This is a genomic window from Pseudomonas alloputida, from assembly GCF_021283545.2.
Taxonomy (GTDB): domain Bacteria; phylum Pseudomonadota; class Gammaproteobacteria; order Pseudomonadales; family Pseudomonadaceae; genus Aquipseudomonas; species Aquipseudomonas alloputida.
In genome coordinates, this window is record NZ_CP128540.1 from 3,781,101 (window position 1) to 3,800,122 (window position 19,022).

General features: G+C 64.3%; 12 protein-coding genes and 1 pseudogene. 2 read left to right on the forward strand and 11 right to left on the reverse strand.

Translation table 11 applies throughout. The features are described 5' to 3' along the window. Window positions 1–60 precede the first annotated feature (60 nt). The gene (pdxR, locus tag LU682_RS17420) at window positions 61–1,551 is read right to left on the reverse strand and encodes a MocR-like pyridoxine biosynthesis transcription factor PdxR (protein ID WP_010953562.1); all 1,491 of its coding nucleotides are present in this window, start codon (window positions 1,549–1,551) and stop codon (window positions 61–63) included. Between pdxR and LU682_RS17425 the strand changes: the two are divergent. Then, window positions 1,552–3,317 (forward strand): annotated as a pseudogene (locus LU682_RS17425) (M24 family metallopeptidase). It abuts the gene before it with no gap. 72 nt (window positions 3,318–3,389) lie between these two features. Continuing rightward, a complete protein-coding gene (locus tag LU682_RS17430) occupies window positions 3,390–3,848 on the forward strand; it encodes a GNAT family N-acetyltransferase (RefSeq protein ID WP_232885682.1) in 459 nt (152 codons plus the stop codon). 153 nt (window positions 3,849–4,001) lie between these two features. Here the strand turns inward: LU682_RS17430 and dapA are convergent, their stop codons facing one another. The 10 genes from dapA to LU682_RS17480 all read right to left on the reverse strand — a co-directional run bounded on the left by dapA (window position 4,002) and on the right by LU682_RS17480 (window position 18,915). Next, window positions 4,002–4,868: a 4-hydroxy-tetrahydrodipicolinate synthase gene (gene dapA / locus LU682_RS17435; protein WP_010953559.1), complete on the reverse strand. Its 867-nt coding sequence runs from the start codon at window positions 4,866–4,868 to the stop codon at window positions 4,002–4,004. 337 nt (window positions 4,869–5,205) lie between these two features. Next, entirely contained in the window at window positions 5,206–8,724 is a 3,519-nt protein-coding gene (bcsC, locus tag LU682_RS17440; RefSeq protein WP_010953558.1) for a cellulose synthase complex outer membrane protein BcsC, read from the reverse strand. Further along, window positions 8,712–9,827, reverse strand: coding sequence for a cellulose synthase complex periplasmic endoglucanase BcsZ (gene bcsZ / locus LU682_RS17445; protein ID WP_049586287.1), 1,116 nt, complete (start codon window positions 9,825–9,827; stop codon window positions 8,712–8,714). The genes bcsC and bcsZ overlap by 13 nt, the downstream gene beginning before the upstream one ends. Next, window positions 9,827–12,115, reverse strand: coding sequence for a cellulose biosynthesis cyclic di-GMP-binding regulatory protein BcsB (bcsB, locus tag LU682_RS17450; protein WP_060488879.1), 2,289 nt, complete (start codon window positions 12,113–12,115; stop codon window positions 9,827–9,829). The genes bcsZ and bcsB overlap by 1 nt, the downstream gene beginning before the upstream one ends. After that, entirely contained in the window at window positions 12,112–14,721 is a 2,610-nt protein-coding gene (gene bcsA, locus LU682_RS17455) for a UDP-forming cellulose synthase catalytic subunit (RefSeq protein WP_010953555.1), read from the reverse strand. Before bcsA ends, bcsB begins: the two co-directional genes overlap by 4 nt. Continuing rightward, a complete protein-coding gene (gene bcsQ / locus LU682_RS17460) occupies window positions 14,718–15,425 on the reverse strand; it encodes a cellulose biosynthesis protein BcsQ (RefSeq protein ID WP_010953554.1) in 708 nt (235 codons plus the stop codon). Before bcsQ ends, bcsA begins: the two co-directional genes overlap by 4 nt. After that, window positions 15,422–15,640 carry a cellulose biosynthesis protein BcsR gene (bcsR, locus tag LU682_RS17465; protein WP_010953553.1) on the reverse strand — a complete coding sequence of 73 codons (219 nt, stop codon included), beginning with the start codon at window positions 15,638–15,640 and terminating at the stop codon, window positions 15,422–15,424. Before bcsR ends, bcsQ begins: the two co-directional genes overlap by 4 nt. Further along, window positions 15,637–17,250, reverse strand: coding sequence for a cellulose biosynthesis protein BcsG (gene bcsG, locus LU682_RS17470; protein WP_010953552.1), 1,614 nt, complete (start codon window positions 17,248–17,250; stop codon window positions 15,637–15,639). Before bcsG ends, bcsR begins: the two co-directional genes overlap by 4 nt. Further along, window positions 17,243–17,428 carry a cellulose biosynthesis protein BcsF gene (bcsF, locus tag LU682_RS17475; protein WP_010953551.1) on the reverse strand — a complete coding sequence of 62 codons (186 nt, stop codon included), beginning with the start codon at window positions 17,426–17,428 and terminating at the stop codon, window positions 17,243–17,245. Before bcsF ends, bcsG begins: the two co-directional genes overlap by 8 nt. Continuing rightward, window positions 17,425–18,915, reverse strand: coding sequence for a BcsE family c-di-GMP-binding protein (locus tag LU682_RS17480; protein WP_060488877.1), 1,491 nt, complete (start codon window positions 18,913–18,915; stop codon window positions 17,425–17,427). Before LU682_RS17480 ends, bcsF begins: the two co-directional genes overlap by 4 nt. Window positions 18,916–19,022 lie beyond the last annotated feature (107 nt).

Consider the following 19,022-nt stretch of genomic DNA (forward strand, 5'->3'; position numbering starts at 1 on the left):
CAGCGCGATCACTGTGGGAGCGGGCTTGCCCGCGAACACGGGCGAAGCCCGTGCCATCCGCTACCGCGCCTTGCCAATCGCTTTAGCTGCGTCTGCCAGGCGTTGGGTCGCCTGCCGGATCTCATCGGCATCCAGCGAAGCAAACCCTAGGCGCAAGGCGTTCTCGGCATGGCCAAACGGTGAAAACTGTCGCCCACTGCGCACCACCAGGTCCCGTTCCAGCGCTTTGTCGACCAACTGATCCACGTTGATCTCATCGGCAAACCTCACCCACAGCGCCAGGCCACCTTCTGGCGCCTGCACGCTGATCTGTTCGCCGAACGCATCGCGCAAGCACCCCAACAAAGTCTCGCGCCGGCGCCGGTACTCGCGGTTGACCCGGCGCAAGTGCTTCTTCAGTTCCCCATCATTGATCAGGTCGGCCAACATCTGCTGCATGACTGCATCGCCCTGCCCCAGGGTCAGCATCGCCCTGCGTTCCAGCACGGTTGTCACTTCCACCGGTGCCACGATATAGCTGCAACGAAACGTGCTGCCCAAAGGCTTGGACAGTGAGCCAATGTAAATCACGTGCCGCTGCTGGCGGTCGCTGGCCAAAGGCAGATAGGGCCGCCCGGCAAAGTGGTATTCGTAGTCGTAATCCTCTTCGACCACGCAAAAGGCATGCTGGCGCGCCAGCTCCAGCAGCTGTTGCCTGCGCCCGGCTGGCAGGCTGACCGTGGTCGGGAACTGGTGATGGGGCGTTATGTACATCATCCGCACCTTGTGCTGCCGGCACAGGGCATCGAGCTGGTCGACCCGGCAACCCTCATGGTCCAGCTCCACGGTCACCAGGCGGGCACCCAGCTGACGGAAGATCTCCCAGGCAGGGGGGTAACTCAGGCGCTCGACCAGCACAACGTCACCCGGCTTGAGCAACACACTGGCCACCAGGGACAGCGACATCTGCACCCCCTGGGTCAGGCAGATATGCTCGGCGCCAACGTTCAGGCTGCGGTTGTGCCGCAGCATGTCGGCCAGGGCGCTGCGCAGATTGCGGCTGCTGCACTCGCTGCCGTGGCGAACGCTGTTGCTGGTGAAGCTGCTGCGCAAGGCATTGCGGTAATAGCGATGCAGTACAGCCTGTGGCAGCAGGCGATGGTCACAGGCGCCGTTGTCGAAGAACAAGGCCCCCGGCCGCCCTTGCTGCGCTACAGCCTGTTCGTTCGCCTTGAAGTAGGCAACGGCAGGTTCCTCTGGCAGCGCCAGGGCAAAAGGCCGCACGGCACCGGAAGCGGCCGCTGTGCCAGGCGCCAGCTGCTGGCTGACGAAGGTGCCCCGGCGTTGCACGCTTTGCAGCCAGCCCTTGGTTTCGGCTTCCTCATAAGCAAGGATCACGGTCTTGCGATTGACGTTCAGCAATTGCGCCATCTCCCGCGTGCCCGGCAACGGCGTGCCAGGGCGCAGGCGACCCTCGCTGATTGCGGCCACCAGCCCTTCGACGATCTGCCGGTACGAAGCCTGTGCCCCATCGAGCCTGAGCAGTGGCTGCCATTTACGAAGCTGGACCATATGAAATATCCAAAACTGGAGGTTCTGCTGGTCCTGGACTATAGCAACAATCGAACCTCCATTTGCCCCGAGGTGCTCATGCAAAGCCGCCACGTCATTGAATTGTCGCCCTCGGGCAAAACCTTCGAAGCCAGCCAGGAGCTGCTGCTCGATGCCATGCTCGCCAGCGGCCTGCCGGTACCCTTTTCCTGCCGCCGCGGCGCCTGCGGCTCGTGCAAGGTCAAGGTGGTCTCAGGGCAGCATCAGGACAAGCAGCGGGATGCGGACACACCGCCGCCGTCCTATCCCTTGGCCGCCGACGAGATGTTGCTGTGCCAGAGCCACGCCTGCAGCGACATGCGCCTGGAAATACCCGGCTGGTCACTGGACGCCCCGGCACTGGAAACCCAGGCACAGGTGGTTGGCAAGCGCGCGCTGAGCGCAGATATCGTCGAGCTGGTGTTGCAGCCTGCTCAGCCGCTGGAGGTGCGGGCGGGCCAGTACATGCGGTTCCAGCTGGACAACGGCGACAGCCGCTGTTTCTCCATTGCCAACCTGCCTGCCCGGGAACAAGGGCAACTGGTGTTTCACATCCGCAAGGTCAGCGGCGGCCTGTTCACTGAAGGTTTGCTGCCCACCCTGCAAGCAGGTGCAACGGTAAAGCTCGAGGGCCCGCTGGGCGCCTGTACCTGGCAGCACGATGACCAACGCCCGCTGATCCTTTTCGCCACTGGCACAGGTTACGCCGGCATAAAGCCGCTGTTGCTGACGGCCTTGGCCGGCGATGCCGACGTCACGCTGTATTGGGGCGGCTCTTCGCCGGCGGATTTCTATGACCGCGAATTTCTCGACGTGTCCAGCCGTGTGCACCCGCACTTTCGCTGGCAACCGGTGCTCTCGGCCCAGGCACGTATACAGCAGGTGGCGCTCAGCCAGACGCATCGCTGGGGCGAAACCCAGGTCTATGCCTGTGGCAATGCCACGATGATCAGCCAGGCCCGCGAGCAATGCCTTGCAGCAGGGGTACCGCCCCATCGCTTTGTCGCCGAGGCCTTTGTCGCCAGCGGTGCACTGACAACGCAGGCTTCCTCAGCCAACCCGCTGCACCCTGAGCTGGAAAAGGTCGGCCCACGTTATTCGCTGGACGGCATGCTCGCGGCCCGCGAACAGTCGGTGCGGGCCGTGGCTGCCATTGCCAGCCAACTGCAGGTCGGTATGACCACCGCCCAGGCACTGGAGATGGCCGCGCATACCCTTCAGGCGATGGGCGCCTCACACACCTGGCACCCCACCTACATCCGTTTTGGTGACGATACCGTGCGTACGCCACGGCAAGGCATTGACCTTCAACGCGTGTTACGTACCACGGACATCGTCGTGGTCGACGTTGGCCCGGTATGGGATGGCTATGAAGGTGACTATGGCGATACCTTCGTGTTTGGCCAGCACGCCCTGCACCACGCCTGCGTGAAGGCACTGCATGAAGTGTTCGACGAGACCCGCCAGGCCTGGGGCCGCGGGTTGACCGGGCGTGAACTGTATAACTTTGCCGAGCGCAGTGCCCAGGCCAAAGGTTGGCAGTTGGAGCGCAACCTGGCCGGGCATCGCATCGCCGACTTCCCGCATGTGTTGTACGGCCAGGACAAGCTGGCCGAGGTGGAGATTGTCCCGAGCGAGGTGGTGTGGGTGCTGGAGATACAGCTGTGCCACCCTACCGAACCTGTCGGGGCATTCTTCGAAGACATCCTGATTGCGAACGCAAGCCGGGGGCTGCCAGGGCAGCTTGATACCGCATCGGCCCTTGAACCCGTAACAGGTTAAAGTGGGCAACAGAAGGACACCCGACAAGGACGATTACCATGCAAGTACGCACGCTCACCCCTGACGACCTCCCCCAAGCCTGCGCCTTGTGCATGGATGCCTTCATGCAGGCAGTCGCGCCCACACTGTCGGCGCAAGGTATCGAGACCTTTACCCAGGTGTCAGCACCCCAGGCGTTTGCCGAGCGCATGCAGGGTGACAACCTCATGCTGGCCTGTTTTGTCGAAGGCGCTATCGCGGGGCTGATCGAGCTCAAGGAAGGCCGTCACATTGCGATGCTGTTCATTGCACCAGGCGTGCAACGCCAGGGCATAGGCAAGCGTTTGATGAACGCCGCACTGGAGCATGCCAGCGCCGAGGTGGTGACGGTAAAGGCATCATTGTCTTCTGTACCCGCCTACCAACGCTACGGCTTCACCCTGGCAGGCGACGTGGGTGAGTTTGCCGGGCTGGTGTATCAGCCGATGGAAAAGCGCCTGCCGACCCAGCCAGCGTAGGAGCAACCTGGGGTCGCGACAGGGCCGCAAAGCGGCCCTGGCAATACTCTGTCTCAGCGCGTTGCTGGCAGAAATCCGCTCGCGAGGCATCCGCCGACCCCGAACCAACCAAGGGTGTGGCGGCTTGTCAACCCGCCATCAACCGTTGCCGCTTCAGGCGCCGAGTGAACACAGCACGCTTTGCAGTTTGTCTCGGGTGGTATTCGTGCACGTCTGCATGGGCTCGCGCAGCTCGTCTGCAATCAGGCTTTGCAGCTGCAATGCCGCCTTGACCACGGCCGGGTTGGGCTCGGCAAAGGCCACTTTGATCCAGGGCAGCAACTGGTAGAACGTACCACGCGCGGCAGCCCAATCACCGCTGTCAACCTGCCGCACCATGCGTACGTACAGGTCGGCGCGCACATGTGCGGAGGCTGAAATGGCCCCTGCCCCACCCAGGCACAGGTTGTTGAAGATCTGCAGGTCTTCACCGGCCAGCACCTGGGCGTGGCCGTCCTCGATCAGGGCCATGGTCGTCTCGCTGTCACCGCCACAGTCTTTCACCGCTGCAATGCGTGGATGGCGCACGATACGGCGCAGGGTTTCACGTTCGATGCGTACGCCTGTGCGGTAGGGAATGTCGTAGACGATCACTGGCACGCTGGCCGCATCGGCCACGGTGGCGAAGAAGGCTTCGATGCCGGCCTGCGAAGGGCGGATATAGCAAGGTGCGGGCACCAGCAGCCCGCCAATGTCACGCTGCTGGATTTCAGCCTGGAAGGCCAGCAACTCACGCAGGTTGTAACCTGACAGGCCCATCACCATCCTGCCAGGCTCAACCCAGGCCAGCACGGCATCCAGCACTGCCAGTTGCTCGGCCTTGGACAACGCCGCTGCCTCACCCGTGGTACCGCACACTACAAAACCGGCCACACCGTCTTCGAGCAGCTTCTTCACCAGCTTTTCCAGGCCTGGGAAGTCGATTTCATTGGCGCGCATTGGCGTGACGAGGGCGATCCAGATACCACGGAAATTCGACATGCAAAAACTCCTGATGTTGACCGAAAGTCAGCGTCAGCAGGGCGAAGAGTGGAAGTGGTGGCAGGGATACCTGGCGCCTTCTGTCTCGTCAGCCCACCTGACGAGACAGCGCGCCTCGGTCAGATGAGCGGCTGTTTCTTGGATTTCTTGGCAACGGCAACGCACGCGCCTGCCTGGGCGATGAAGCCCGAAGCGGAAATGGCGTGGTTGGATGTGGACATGTTGGCAAGCCCGTTGCGTAGGTATGGCTGGATAATGGTGGGGCGGCGTGCCTGGTGTCAACCCTTGGCCCGCATCGCCCCGTGCAGGCGCGCCCCTTGCAACGCAGCGATTGCCGTCACCGCCACTCGCTGGAAGGCTCCAGCGGTGTCACCGGCAGGGCTAGGTTGCCTCGCCACGGTTCGAACAGGTAGCGCAGGTAGAGCATGCCATGGCTAGGCGCATAGTCATCGCTATGCTGCCAGTCGAAGCCGCCGCCCAGTACCCACTGGTCACTTAGGCGCCGTTCGAACAGACCGCGCAGGCGGTAGCCCAACCCGCTGCTGTCGCTGGCTTCGGTCATCGCATCGATGTTGGAGTCGACGCCATAATTCGCCAGTACCTTGCGGTTGATGTGCGCGTCCGGGTACAAGCGGCTACTGCCACTATGAGCCTGAGACCAGCTGACGGAACCTTCCAGCAGCAGCGACCAGTCGTAGTTGCGCCAGGCATAACTGACCGGCACGCCCACCGAACTGTAGCGCTGCGGGCTGTAGTAACCGCCCTGCCCCAGGCTGTAGCCGCCCAGGTCCTTGTCATGGCGCCAGTGCATCAGCGTCACGCCAACACGTACACGCTCGTCGGCCTTTTCCACCACGCGGTGGTAAAAGCCGGCCATGGCCCGGGTCCGCTGGTTGTCGGCCACGTTTTCGCCGTACAGCCAATGGTGCCCCAGGCTGGCCCACACCCCGTTGTCGCCACCTTGGTCCCAGCTCAGGCCGAGCGTGGCGCCATTGGCAGTGACCCCGCCCCAGCGCACGCCCGTCGGGCGGTCGCGTGCGCCGGCGAACGACAGCAATGAATTGCTCATCGGCCGGCGCGAGGCGGTCAGCGACCAGCCAACCTGCCCGAGGTCACCGTTGACCGTTGCGCCGCCCAGCCAGTTGTTGATTGCATAGCCCTGGGTGGTGCCCAGGTCGAACGCCCAGCGGCTGCCCTGCCAACCCAACGCCAACAGGCTGCCGTTTGCAGTCTGCGATCCCCCCGTGCACGCGGGCAGTGTTTTGCCGTCAGCGGTCTGGCCAACAAACTGGCAGCTGCCGAAGTCGGGGGTGTAGCTTCCCTGATCGTTCGGCTCGAACGACCCCGCATCCATGCCAATGCGCTCTACTCGCGCAAACGCGGTGCCCTCCTGCCAAGGGGTGTCGACATGCAACAAGGTCGACTGGGTACTCAGTTCCGAAGTACCGGGCGTACCGTCATCCTCGCGCCAGCCGTAGTCATGCATCAGCGTCACATGGGTATTGCGCTGGCGATACAGGGCATCCACATCACTGCGCAGGCTGCGGGCCAGCCAGTCGTCGCCATCCTGCTCGCGGCTGGCCAGGGTCAATGCACGGTCATCCCGTGGCGCTACGGCAGCACGGTCCAGCAACTGCGCATCGGCCATCGCTGCCGCGTAAAGGTCCAGTGCTCGTTGAGGATCATCCTGCGCTACCAGGCGGGCTGCGTCGCGCCGCAACAACGGATCGGGTCGCGTCTGCTGCGCGGCAATCCGGTCAAGCAGCCTGGCCGCCTGATCGTGTTCACCCAGCGCGGTCCACACCGCCGCCAGGCGCCGCTGGGCGTTGCCGTCATCAGCGGCAAATTGTGGCACCTTCACGCCCAGCATGTGCCGGGCCTGCTGCAGGTTGCCTTCGGCCACGGCGCTTTCCATCACCCCAAGGCGTGCATCAGGGCGCCCAGGCTGCACGACCAGTACACGCTGGTAATAGCTGCGCGCCTTGCCATGTTCACCACGCGCTGCTGCCCAGTCAGCCAACAGCATCAAGTCGTCCGGGCTACCTTCACCACGCGCCAGGCCGGCTTCAAGCAAGGCTGTCGCCTCGGCACTGCGGCCTTGTGCCTGCAACTGCTGCGCAGAGGCCAGGGTCATACGCCGCTGAACACGCTGTTCCAGCGCGTGCATGTCCGCGCTCCAGGTCGCCTGAGGTACCGCCCTCAGACTTTCCAGAGCCAAGGCATCACGGTCGCTGGACTCCAGGAACAGGCCGTTGGCATAGCGCGTTGCCGGATCACGTGGCTGGTGCTGCACCAGCCTGGCAAATGCCGCGTCGGCCTCGCCAGTGCGCCCTTGGTGACGCAGACTGTTGGCCAGCTGATACACCAGCCAAGGCTCATCGGGGGCCAGGGCCGAAGCCTGGCCCAGCACGTGGCTGGCCGTCGACCAGTCCTCGCGCTGCAGGGCTTCGTCCCCTTGCTGGCGCAGCCGCGCAAGTTCCAGGCTGCGTCGCAGGCTGGCGAACTGCGCCTGCTGCCGTGGTGGCAGGCTGTCCAGGTATGCCTGCGCCTTGCCTGGCGACTGCGCCTGGTAAACGCGCATCAAGCCACGCACGGCACTTTCGTTATCCGGCGCCATACGCCGTACCTGCAGGTACTGCCGCTCGGCAGCCGCCACATCGCCCTCGGCCAGCGAGACATCTGCCAGGCCCAGCAACGCGTATTCATCCTTTGGCCGTTGCTGGCGAGCCTGCTGGTAAAGTGCGCGCGCACCGCGCACGTCTTTCACCTCCAGGGCCCGCTCGGCTTTCTTCAGCAGGGCCCAATACTGGCTGGACGACTCCAGGTCCTTCCATTGGCTGATCCAGTAGGTGTCCTGCTCCTTGGCGCTCGCCGCGCGGAACGCCGCATGGGCGTCTTCATGGCGGCCCTGGCGCATCAACGCATAACCCAGGGCCCCATGCAGGCTGGCATCGCCCGGGTACTGGCGCAGTGCGCGGCGCAGCTGCGTTTCCGCTTCGGCATTAAGGCCCTTGTCGAGCAATGCCTTACCCCGTTGACCGGCCTGCCATGCCGGGTCGGCCAGCAGCTTGCGCTGCTGTTGCAAGGTCTCGCTGGCCTGTGCCAGCAACGGCGAAGCCGGGTAACGCTGAAGAAAGGCTTGCCAGGCTGCCGCGCTGGTGGCACTCACGGCTTGCCCGGACAGGTAGTCGAACTCGCGCTGGGCAGCGGCATCCCGTGCACCAGGGTCTCGCGCCAGCTGATCGAGCAGGGCCAAGGCCTCGCGGTCACGCTTTTCGGCGAACAACCAACCAGCCAGGGTCTGGCGCAGCCCGGCGCTGCCCGGGTACTGCTGATCCAACCGCTGCAACTGGCGGATCGCCTCAGGGCGTTGGCCTGGCAGATTGCCGCGCACGCGCCAGTAGTCCAGGGCCAATTCAAGGCTGGGTGGTTCGCCGGCAAACAACTGTTCGTATACCGCCAGCGCCTCTTCATTACGGCCGGTAACTGCCAGCAGACGCGCCTGCTGCAAGCGCCGTGCAGGCGCCGGTTGTTGAAGCTCAAGCAGGCGTGCGGCCTGACGTGCTTGCAGGCTGCCAGGCGCCACGGCACTGATCCGCGCACTCAACTGCTCGGCTTCACTGCTGTTCTTCTCGCGCAATGCCAGGCTCAAGGCCGCCAGCAACACGTCCGGGTTGCGCGGCTCAAGCAACTGCAAACGGCCCAGCGCATCGCGCACCAGGTCGTCACGGTGCAGCGCTTCGCCGCGGCGTACCTGGTCCAGCAGCCATTGGCGCTGTTCATCGATATCCTTGGGTTGCGCATCTGCCTGGCAGGTTATTGCCGCCAGCATCAACACGCCGATCATTCGCTGCATGGCGCGCTCCAGGCCGGCAACAGCCGGCCGTGCGGGTCAAAACGGTAACGGGCCTCGTCGAAGCCCTGGCCGAACAGCGCCAGCACCTGGCTGTAATACGCCTTGGCCTCGACCGGCTGTTCGCGCAAGCGCTGGCGCTGGGCCGCCAAGCCGGCCACGTGCTCTGGCGAGGCAGCAAGCAATGGCAGCAAGGCCGCAGAGAAACCCGCCGGGCCATGGCCGCGGGCTTCACCGCTGCGTGCATCCAGGTGCTCAGGAGGTAGCCCCTGGCGCTGGGTCAATGCCGCCATCGGCGCATAATGGGCCACCAGTTCGCGGCGTTGCGCCGCCCCCTCGGCCAACATGCCGACCCACAGGTACACACGAATGGCGTCATAATCACCGGCATTGCCATGTTTCGTGTCTGCCGCTGGCTTTCCGGCCGGCGTCCACAGCAACCAGTCCGGGGCAAAACCCTTTGGCGACGATGCCAACCACAAACGCCGCGTGTTGGCCGCCAGCTCACCCCACAAGGGGTCCACATCGCTGAAGCGGTCGAGCAGCTGCAGCGGCAGGTAGCTGGGGTTCAGGCGGGTACCCTGGGCGTCTTCGAAGCCGTAGTCACCTGGCAGCAACATCACACCAAGGCCTGGAAGCTTGCGCACGGTCTGCGCGGCGATACGCCACAGCAGGTGCTGGCCCAGTTGCGTGTAGGCCGGCTGGTCCCACAACCGCCCTGCTTCCAGCAGGCTGTAGGCGATCCACAGATCGGCATCGCTGGCGTTGTTGGCGTCCAGCACCTGCCACTGCTGCTGCCCGTCACGGCCCCACAGCCAGGCAGGCAGATGCCGGGCCAGGTCACCCTCGGCGAGGTTGTTGCTGGTCCAACGCAGCAACTGCGCGAAGGTTTGCCGGTCGTTACCTACCAGGGCGAAGAACAGCGCGTAACTCTGCCCTTCCGAGGTGGTGATCAGGCGCTCGTCACTCGGGTCGATGACCCGCCCATCCACACTCACCAGCTCGGCCTTGAACCGCTCCCAGGCAGGCCATGGGCAAACCGACCCGGCATTGGCGAAAACGGGCAGGCCTAAGGCGACCAGCCCTACCAGCATCTGGCGCATCATCACCCCGCCTCACCCAAGCGGCGCTTGCCTGCCCAGCGCAGTGCCCGCCACAACAAGAAGGCGAACAGCACCACGCAAACAGCCGCGATCACCGCCAGCAACACAGGGTGCTCGGACAAGTGGAACCACAGCAGCAGCCACCATGGCAGCGCGCCCACGAAGTAGTGCTCGCCGACGAACTGGCTGCTCACGCCACTGCTGCGTAACAGCGTTACCGAACCCGCCACCGCATCGAGCTTGCCTACATCGCCAAGCATGTCGCGCAGCAATGCGTAATCGCTGTCGCTGTTGGCCAGCAAGGCCACAACACTGCGCTGCTCGTGGAACGGCGACTTCAGCCCGGTGATGGCCGCAATCGGCGCCTGGGCGCTGACCGCCACGCGGCTGCTTGCAGCCACCGGCTCAGTATCGAAACGCTGGCCACCGGGCAACGATGCGCTGCGGCCCTGCAGCAACCAGTCACGCTGGGCGCTGAGCAACAGGCCAAGGTCGGGCGCGTCGCGCAGGGCCTCGGGCAGGCTGCCGATCAGCAGCAAGTCGGCGTCTGCCGCTGCGACCTGTTGCCAGTCGTCGATCAATTGCAGGCCAAGCGCCGGGTAACCGATCTGTCCGGCCAACCCGCCAACTGTGTCGAGCAAAGTGCCGACCTGCATCGCCGTAGGTTTGGCCGGCATGATGACCAGCGTCTCGGACAGGTCGGCCATGCGGCTGAACGGGAAGCCACTGCGGGCGAATGCACGCAGGTCGGGCATGGCGATGTAATGGTGGTAACCAGAAAGGTCGATGGTGGAGTTGTCGTCGATCGCTGCACGCACGTCCACCGGCAGCGAGGTCTGGCAGCGATCGCGCTGGGCGCTGCCCAAGGTGCTGGCAAAGCTGAAGTCGAAGCGCAGGCGGTTGCGGTCGCCAATCTTCAGCGCCGGCACCAGCGAGTTCTCGCTCAATGCAGTGTTGTCACCGGACAGCACTGCCAGGCGCATTTCCTCAAGGGTACCGCCGCGCCGGTCATTGCCCACCAGCGGCATGCTGGTGATGTACTGATCGTTGACGCTGATGCTCAGGCGCGATTCGTCGGTCACCGCTGGCGCCGTATAGCGGTACAGGGTGCGCAGCGGAATACCCTGGTTGCGCCAGACGAACAAGTCGGGCGGCAGGTTCAGTTCCAGTGTCACCGGCCGCGGTTGCAGGCCGCTGACTTGCAGTTGCTCGGGGTAATCCAGCAGTTCGGCAAATCGTACCGGCCGGTCGGTGCGCGTCCAGTTCGGCGCATCGTAGGGCTGACGCGGTTGCAACGCGGTCATCTGCTCCACTTTGACGCGCGCGCCACGGAACAGATTGTTGCCGACCGCCAGCGCCGAGGCGGCCTTGATCAGGTCGTCGTCGTTACGGCCCAGCACCAGCAGCACTTTGCTGAAGCGGTCGTGCGGATGATCGATCACCTGCAGCACGGGGCCGTCGACTGGCGGGAACTGCTGCAGATCGGCGAGGAACGCCGGGCGACGGTCGTTGCTGGCAAACACGATGCTCGGTGCAGGTTTTTCGCCACGGGCCGGCAGGTTGTTGTACAACACAGGGAAGCTGGCCTTGCGCCAACCGGCCTGGCTGCCGAAGTAGGATGCCAGGATTGCCGCCGCACGCTGCTCGCCCAGGCTCGGCACGCCGCTGAACACCACCGGCAGCACTACCTTGCCGGTGTCGCGGGTATCGAAGAACGGCAACGGGAAATGCGCCAGGTCGTTTTCCAGCACCAGCGCCTGCTCGTGCAACTGTACCTGGCTCTTGCGGTTGAGGTTAAGCCACAGGCCGCTGTGGGCCGGGTCTTCGCAGACATCGGTATAGTGCCCGACAAACTCCAGACGTACCCGGTTGAAGTCGCCAAGCAGTTTCGGGTCCAACGGCAGCTGGCGACGTACACGCTGGCCCAACTGCTCCTTTTCCACCGGAACTACGCCCATCAGCTCGTCGTTGAGGTAGACGCGCAAGTGCGACAGGTTCGGCAGCAAGGCTGGCGAAGGCGTGTAGTCCAGTTGCAAGCTGGCATCGGTGGCCAGGCGATCGCGACGCAGGCCAAACTCGATATGCTCACTGTTGCGTACCCCCAGCAGCAGGCTGTCGGACGCATGCCCAAGCTGCTCGAAGGTTTTCGCAACCTGCCAGTTTGGTACCGTGGGTGTGGGTACCGCAGGCTCGGCAAGCGGAGCTACGGAAGCAGCAGCGGCGCTCTGCGACAAGGCGGTAAACAGCGCCATCGCCAGGCCCCAGGTACGCGCGGGATAACCAGTCATCATGCGTCTCGATCAACAGGGTTCATGGAAGGGATTGCCTGCGGTGTGCGGGGCCAGTAGCTGGCCAGCCACGACGCCAGCGAACGCAACGGGCGCAACCACGCCCGCAGCCATGGCGGCATGTGCTCGACCAGGCGCACGTAACCGACGCCACCCAGCTTCAACACATCGATCAGGCTGCGCAGCGGGCGCTCGACCTCGTGCTGCTCGTTCCAGCCAAGCCAGGCATCGGCGCGGGCAAAGGTGCAGTGGACCAGGTCGATACGCTGCTGCAGGGCGAGGTCGCGGAACACCAGGCCCACGTGTTGCCCGACGGTACGGGTGACGCACGCCTGGAAGGCGAACTCGCGCTGGCCGCGGTTGAGCAGCAGGCGTACCTGCTCCCCCGGTTTCAGCTCCAGACCGGGCTGTACCTGCAGGCCGATACCGCCGTCGGAGTAGTCGACCAGGGTGCAGGGGTAGGCATGACCGCTGGCAAGCATCAGCCCCGCCGGCAAGCGCATCTGCACCCGATGGGCGCGGCGCACCTGGCGCACTTCGGCGGCCACCGCAACTGCGGCACCGATAATCAGCAGGTTGTAGATCACCCACAGCGAGCTGACGATCACCGTGCCGATTTCTGCCGTCGGGCCGGTGACCAGGCGCCACACCGCAAAGCCCAGACCCACCACGTTGAGCGCCGCCAGCCACAGGTAAGGTTGGGCGATTCGCCAGTCGAACTGTTCCTGCTCCATCAAGCCGCCCTTGGCGGTGACGTTGAACGTGCCTTTTTTCGGCGCGAACAGCGCCACCGTGGTTGGGCGGGCGATGTACCAGGCCAGTACGGTCTCGTAGACCTCGCCCCAGAAGGTTTGTCGGTACCTGCCCTGCATGCGCGAGTTGGTCAGGCTGGCGTGGATCATGTGTGGCAGCACGTACAGCAGAATCATCAATGCCGGTGCGTAGATGATGTAGGCATGCAGCAACAGGAACGCCAGTGGCGCCGTCAGGAACACCAGCCGCGGCAGGCCGGCCAGAAAGTGCAGCATCGCGTTGGCGTAGCACACCCGCTGGAACAGGCTAAGGCCACGCCCGAACAGCGGGTTGTCGGTGCGGAAGATCTGCACCATCCCACGGGCCCAGCGAATGCGCTGGCCGATGTGCGCCGACAGGCTTTCAGTGGCCAGGCCCGCAGCCTGCGGAATGCTCAGGTAGGCTGATGTCCACCCTTGACGATGCAGGCGCAGGGCGGTGTGGGCATCCTCGGTCACGGTCTCGACGGCAAAACCACCGATGCTCTCCAGCGCGGTGCGGCGCAGCACGGCACACGAGCCGCAGAAAAACGCCGCGTTCCACATATCGTTGCCGTCCTGGATCAGGCCGTAGAACAGCTCCCCTTCGTTGGGGCGGCGGCGGAACGAACCGAGGTTGCGCTCGAACGGGTCAGGCGAGAAGAAATGGTGCGGTGTCTGCACCAGCGCCAGTTTAGCGTCCTTGAGGAACCAGCCCACGGTCAGTTGCAGGAAGGAGCGCACCGGCACATGGTCGCAGTCGAAGATGGCGATCAACTCGCTGTCGGTCACGCCCAGCGCATGATTGAGGTTACCGGCCTTGGCATGCTTGCTGTCGGGCCGCACGATATACCCTACCCCGACTTCGTCGGCAAAGGCACGAAACGCGTCGCGGCGGCCATCATCGAGAATGTAGATGCGCAGGCACTCGCGTGGCCAGTCCAGGCCCAGCGCGGCCATTACCGTGGTGCGCACCACTGACAGGTCTTCGTTGTAGGTGGGGATCAGCAAATCGACGGTTGGCCAGTGCCTGGTGTTGGCCGGGAGGTTTGCCGGCTTGCGCTGCAATGGCCAGCTGGTCTGGATGTAACCCAGGATCAGCACGAACCACGAATAGGTTTCTGCCGCCAACAGGATCACCCCGAATACCAAGTCGGTGGTGTCGTTCCAGTTCAGGGTCGAGGTGTAGCGCCACCACAGATAGCGGCACGAGATAATGGTCGACAGCACGATCAGCATCAAAGTCGGGAAACGCCCCGGCATGTGTCGCACCAGCAAGGCGATGACCAGCAGCAGGCAGATGAACATCAGCTGCGCCAGGTAGCCGAACGGTTCGGTCACGCACAGCAGGGCGAGGCTGAGGGCGAATACCGTCAGCACGCTATAGAACGCCCGCCGGGCAAACACGCTCAGGCCGCGCAGGCGTGCCGAGGCCTGGTGTTTGAAAGCACTGGCGCGGTAGCGCGCGGGTACCTGTTGCAATGCATCGATCAGCAGGCCGCGGTAGTGGCGCGCCACCCCGCCTGCCGCCCGCAGGTGCATGCGCACCGCGCCCAATGCGCGGCGGCCAGGCCTTGCTGTACGCACCTGCGGTTGGCGCCGCAGCAACAACCACAGGCTCTGGATCAACAGACGCAGCGGGTCACCCAGGGTCGGGCGCTTGCCCGCCAGCTGCGGGTACAGGCGTTGGCGCTCGGCCAGCAGCGCCTGCCAGGCGGGTGATTCCAGGCGCAGGAACAGGAAGGCCAGCCACACGCCGAGGGTGAACAGCCACGCGACCGGCAGACGCGCACCACGGACAGTGAACCAGGTATAGGCCGACAGAGGGTTCAGGGTCACGGCTGGCGCCTCGTCAGACAGCGCACCGCCAGGCTTTGCACATCCCGGCAGGCCAGGCTCTGCGGTGCGTAAAGACCCAGGGGAGCCTTGTACGCCAGCGCTTCGAGGAAGGCTTCGTCGCGATGGACCACCTGGATCGGCAAGCGATCACGAAACAAGTCACGCCACACCATCAACAGGTCGCTCTGCAAGCGGCTGGCCGGGTCATAGCGGTTGACCAGCAGCATGTCGAAGTGCTCGAGCGGACGTCGCCCGAGCAGCAGGTGGCTGGCCATTTCGGCTTCTGCCACCAGTACCCGTACATCAGTCTCGATGCCATTGCCGGTGGTATCGCCCGGCAATTGCGGCAGGTCGTACAACAGCCAGTCGAAATGCTCGGCCAGCTCGACCTGGCGAGCGGGCCATGACTGCGCATCGGGCACACGGTGCTGCGCACCGCCAGGCAGGTTGCCGTACGGCAGCAGGCACAGGCCATCGAGCACCTCGTACACGGCATCGCTGAACGGCCGCCCTTCCCGCTCGGCCAGCGCCCAGCCCTCGGACGTATCCAGCGGCAGGTTGAAGTGCAGCCCGAGCAAGTTGCTGGGGCACAGGTCAATCAGCAGCACCCGTTCGCCCACGCCCTGCAGCGCGTAGCCCAATGCAGCCAGCAAGGCGCTGCGCCCCAGGCCTCCGCGTACCCCATGCAAAGCCAGGCTGGTCATGGCGCGACCCTCTCGCGCCGGGTGACAGCCGCGTACAGCGCATCGTCGCTGCTGGCCCTGCAGCTTTCACCCAGCAATGGCCAGCGCTGCAGGGCCTGCTGAACGCCCACCAGCATCGAGATGTCCTGGTAGTTCAGCTCAGGCATGTCCAGGTGCTGGCGCAACTGGGCAATATCGTCGCTACGGTCGGACGGGTCTGCCTTGCCAGTGATCATGGGCGCTCCTTGGGGATCGGCTGCCAGTCAGGCTGGCCTTGCAGGCGCATGTAGGCGCGCCCCTGGTAATTCAGCACCTGTGCGCCAGAGGTTTCGGCAACCTGCTCGGTGGTTGGCAGGTCGGTCAGCAGGCCGGGCACATCCAGCACCTGCTGCTGGCCGAGGCCCGCATACACACGCGAGATCAGCTCGGACAGCGCCAGGTAGCTGGTGGCAGCAGTGACCCGCAGCGGCTCGTTGCGGGCAGGCTGGCCCATGCCGATGAACTTCAGGCCGACCGGCACATGGGTAATCGACGGCGTGGGAATTTCGCGCATGCCCGACAACTGCATGCGATCACCATGCAACGCGGCCCCATGCTCAGGGACAATGGCCACCACTACGCGGCGGCCACTGCCCTCCAGTTCGTCAAGGAAGGTGCCAAGTTCGCCAAACAGGCGATTGGCGCGGGTGGCATAGTCGGCCACGCGGGTACCGCCGTCGGCGGTGACGATACGGTTGCCGTCATGCAGGCTGATGCTGTTGTAGAACAGTGACACATGTTCGTCCGGGGTGCCTTTGCGTTGCCCCCACCAACGGCGCAAGACATCCAGGTCACTGGCAATCGGCGAGCCGTCGAAGCCCACCAGTGCCCGTGGGAAGTCGGTATTGCGCATGCCCGGTTGCGGCATGCGCTGCTGGGTAATGTCGCCGATGAAGTTGTCGAACCGGCCGCTGTGGTTGAGCAAGGTGTTGCTCTGGAAACCCAGCCGGGCCAGGTTCTGGAACAACAGGCACTGCTCCGGGGCCGGTTGGTACAGGCCAGCGTGCGACGACTGCCCACAGCTGGCACGCAGCACACGGATTGCGGCCGGGCCGCTGTAGGAGGTCGCCGAGTTGAACTGGTCGAAGATCACGTCCATGCGCGACAACAGTGGGTTGTCCCGCAGCCCCACGGCGGACAGGTCATCCCAGGCCAGCGAGCAGATGTTGATTACCAGCAGGTCGAACGGTTGCTCATCGGCACTCACGGCAGGGAACGCCGTCACCCGCTCGCGCTCACTGGCGAAGAAGCGCTCAAGCCAGCTGTCGAGCGTGGCATTGTCGGCTGCTGCAGTGGCAGGCGCGGGTTCGGCTGCGGTACGCGCCGCCACGCCGGGCGCCTGGCCTGCAACCAGCGACGGCAAGCCGCCGACCGACAGCCATGCCAACCCCAGCAGGCTCAGGGTGCTCAGGCGCAGCCAATGGCGTAGGTACAGGTAACCCACCAGCAACATTGCCAGCGCCCCCAGCAGGTTCCAGTTGATGAAGCGGCCCAGCAGCTCGAGCAGATAGTCCCACGAGAAGTCCAGCACCCCCGGCTGCGCCAGCAGGCGGCTGAAGGGTGGCAGCCAGGTGTCCTGGTAGAAAAGCGCGATACCGATTGGCACCGCCAGCAGTTGCCGGGCAATACGCAGCCACTTGCCCGGCAAAGGGACAAGCAGAAACGCAGCGAACAACAGGTTCGGCAGCGCCTGGAAGTCGAGCATGCCCAGCGCGACCAGCAGAAACTTTGCAAAAAAATAGAGGTTCCACCCTCCCAGTCCAGGCCAGCGGGCCAGTACCGGGAGGGTGATGGTGGTATTAGTCATTCTGGGGTTCCTGGCGTGCAGCGCGGCGGCGTACGCCCAGCGGTTTCAGGTAACGGGGGGGAAGGCGACGGCGCAACACGCCACGTAATGCCGAACACAGGCGCACTAGCAACAAGGCCAGGCCCAGCGTGACGAGTGCGGTAATGCCGACCACCTGCAGCAGTTGCACGAAGTTCATGCGCCACCCCGCTTGGCCAGGCCAACCTTGCGCGGTGCCAGCGCCGACCATGCCTGTGCAGGCAGTTGCGCCGCCGTGTCGCTGCGGGGTGGCTGCGGTAGGTTGCTGTCGAGGAAGGCCGGAGTGGCCAGGCTGTCGACGCCGGCAAGTACCTCCTGGCTGATGAACAGCTCTTTCCATGACAGCTGGAAGATGTGGTCAAGCGCTTGCTCGACCCCTTCGGAGCGGCAGGCGAACAGGAACAGGAACAGCACTTCGCCAACCACGCAGGCAATGTCGCCATCACGGCGGAATACCGTACGCGAGCAAGCCTGCAGCGGGGTCAGGCCAGGCGCCGGACGCAACACCAGCAACTGGTGGACGATTTCGCCGTTGCGCACCCCGTGCCACATGCTTTGCACGGCATCGGCGAACGCCCGTGGCGCTACCAACCCGCAGATGGCCAGCGGCCGCAGGCGTGCCAGCAAGGCGTCGAAGTCGGTTGGCAGGTGTCGACGCCAGACGTAACCCTGGATGCTCTCTACCATGGTCAGGAAGCGTGACAAGCTGGCACCGAACGGCACGATCTGGCTGGCACCACAAGCCAGCAGCAACTGTTCGTCTTGATAACGCAGGGTCGACGCCATTTCGCGCACGACCAGCTTCAAGGCGTTGCCACGCGACTGCCGCAGGTGGTGCAGCTGGCGCGCCAGGCTATCCAGACGCTGCCCACCGTCCATGGCAAAGATCACCGTGGCAGACACCGCACGGCTGGCTTTGCCCCCCAGTTCCTCAAAGCTTTCGCAGACCTGCCAGTGTTCGGAGAAGGCTGGCGCGCCTTCCAGTACCGGGCGCTGGGCCAGGCACAGCAACTCGTCACCACCGGTGTCGCTGGGTGCCTGAGGCGCGGCAGCAACGGCAAAGCCCGCGCTCAGCCGAGTCAGCTCCATGTCCCGGGTGGCGGTTTTGCCAAGCGGGTTGCTCCAGAAATGCTGCAGGTAGCGCACCCCACCTTTGCCGCGGTACACCTGCCCCAGGCCATCGAGGCACTGGTTGAAAACGCGCAGGCGCTCGACCAAGGCAGTGCTCTGCCCCCCACTGACGACCAGCAGCAACGCCGCTTCAGCCAACAATGCCTGGCGCAGCGCATTGCACCAGTGCTCGACTTCGGTATCCGCCCAGGCGTGTGCCGGTGCCAGCAGCACCAGCACACGCCCACGGGCATCAAGACGAGGCAGGTCTTCAACCAGATAACGGGTGGCTTGCGAGTTGGCCTCATACAGTGCCAGCTCGGCCGGACCGCGCGTCGCGTCGAGCGCACCCAGCACGTCATCCATGGCTTGCGCATCGGCGATCAGGGCTGCCCTGGCATTATCGGGCATGCCTTCGACTACCTGGCGGCATAGCAAGGAGGCGTCTTCGGCGGCGTCACAGGCTAACCAGTACAGTCCTTGTTGATGAAGCTGGCTGCTCTCGACGCTCAGGCCGGAAATCGCCAACAACTGCATTCCATTAGTCAAAACACTGGTTCTGCAAAAGGTAAATTGAAACGGTTTGAAGGCGGAATGTGTCACATCCTCTGCTGACGCTTTATGACTCATGTCAAAAAAACGAC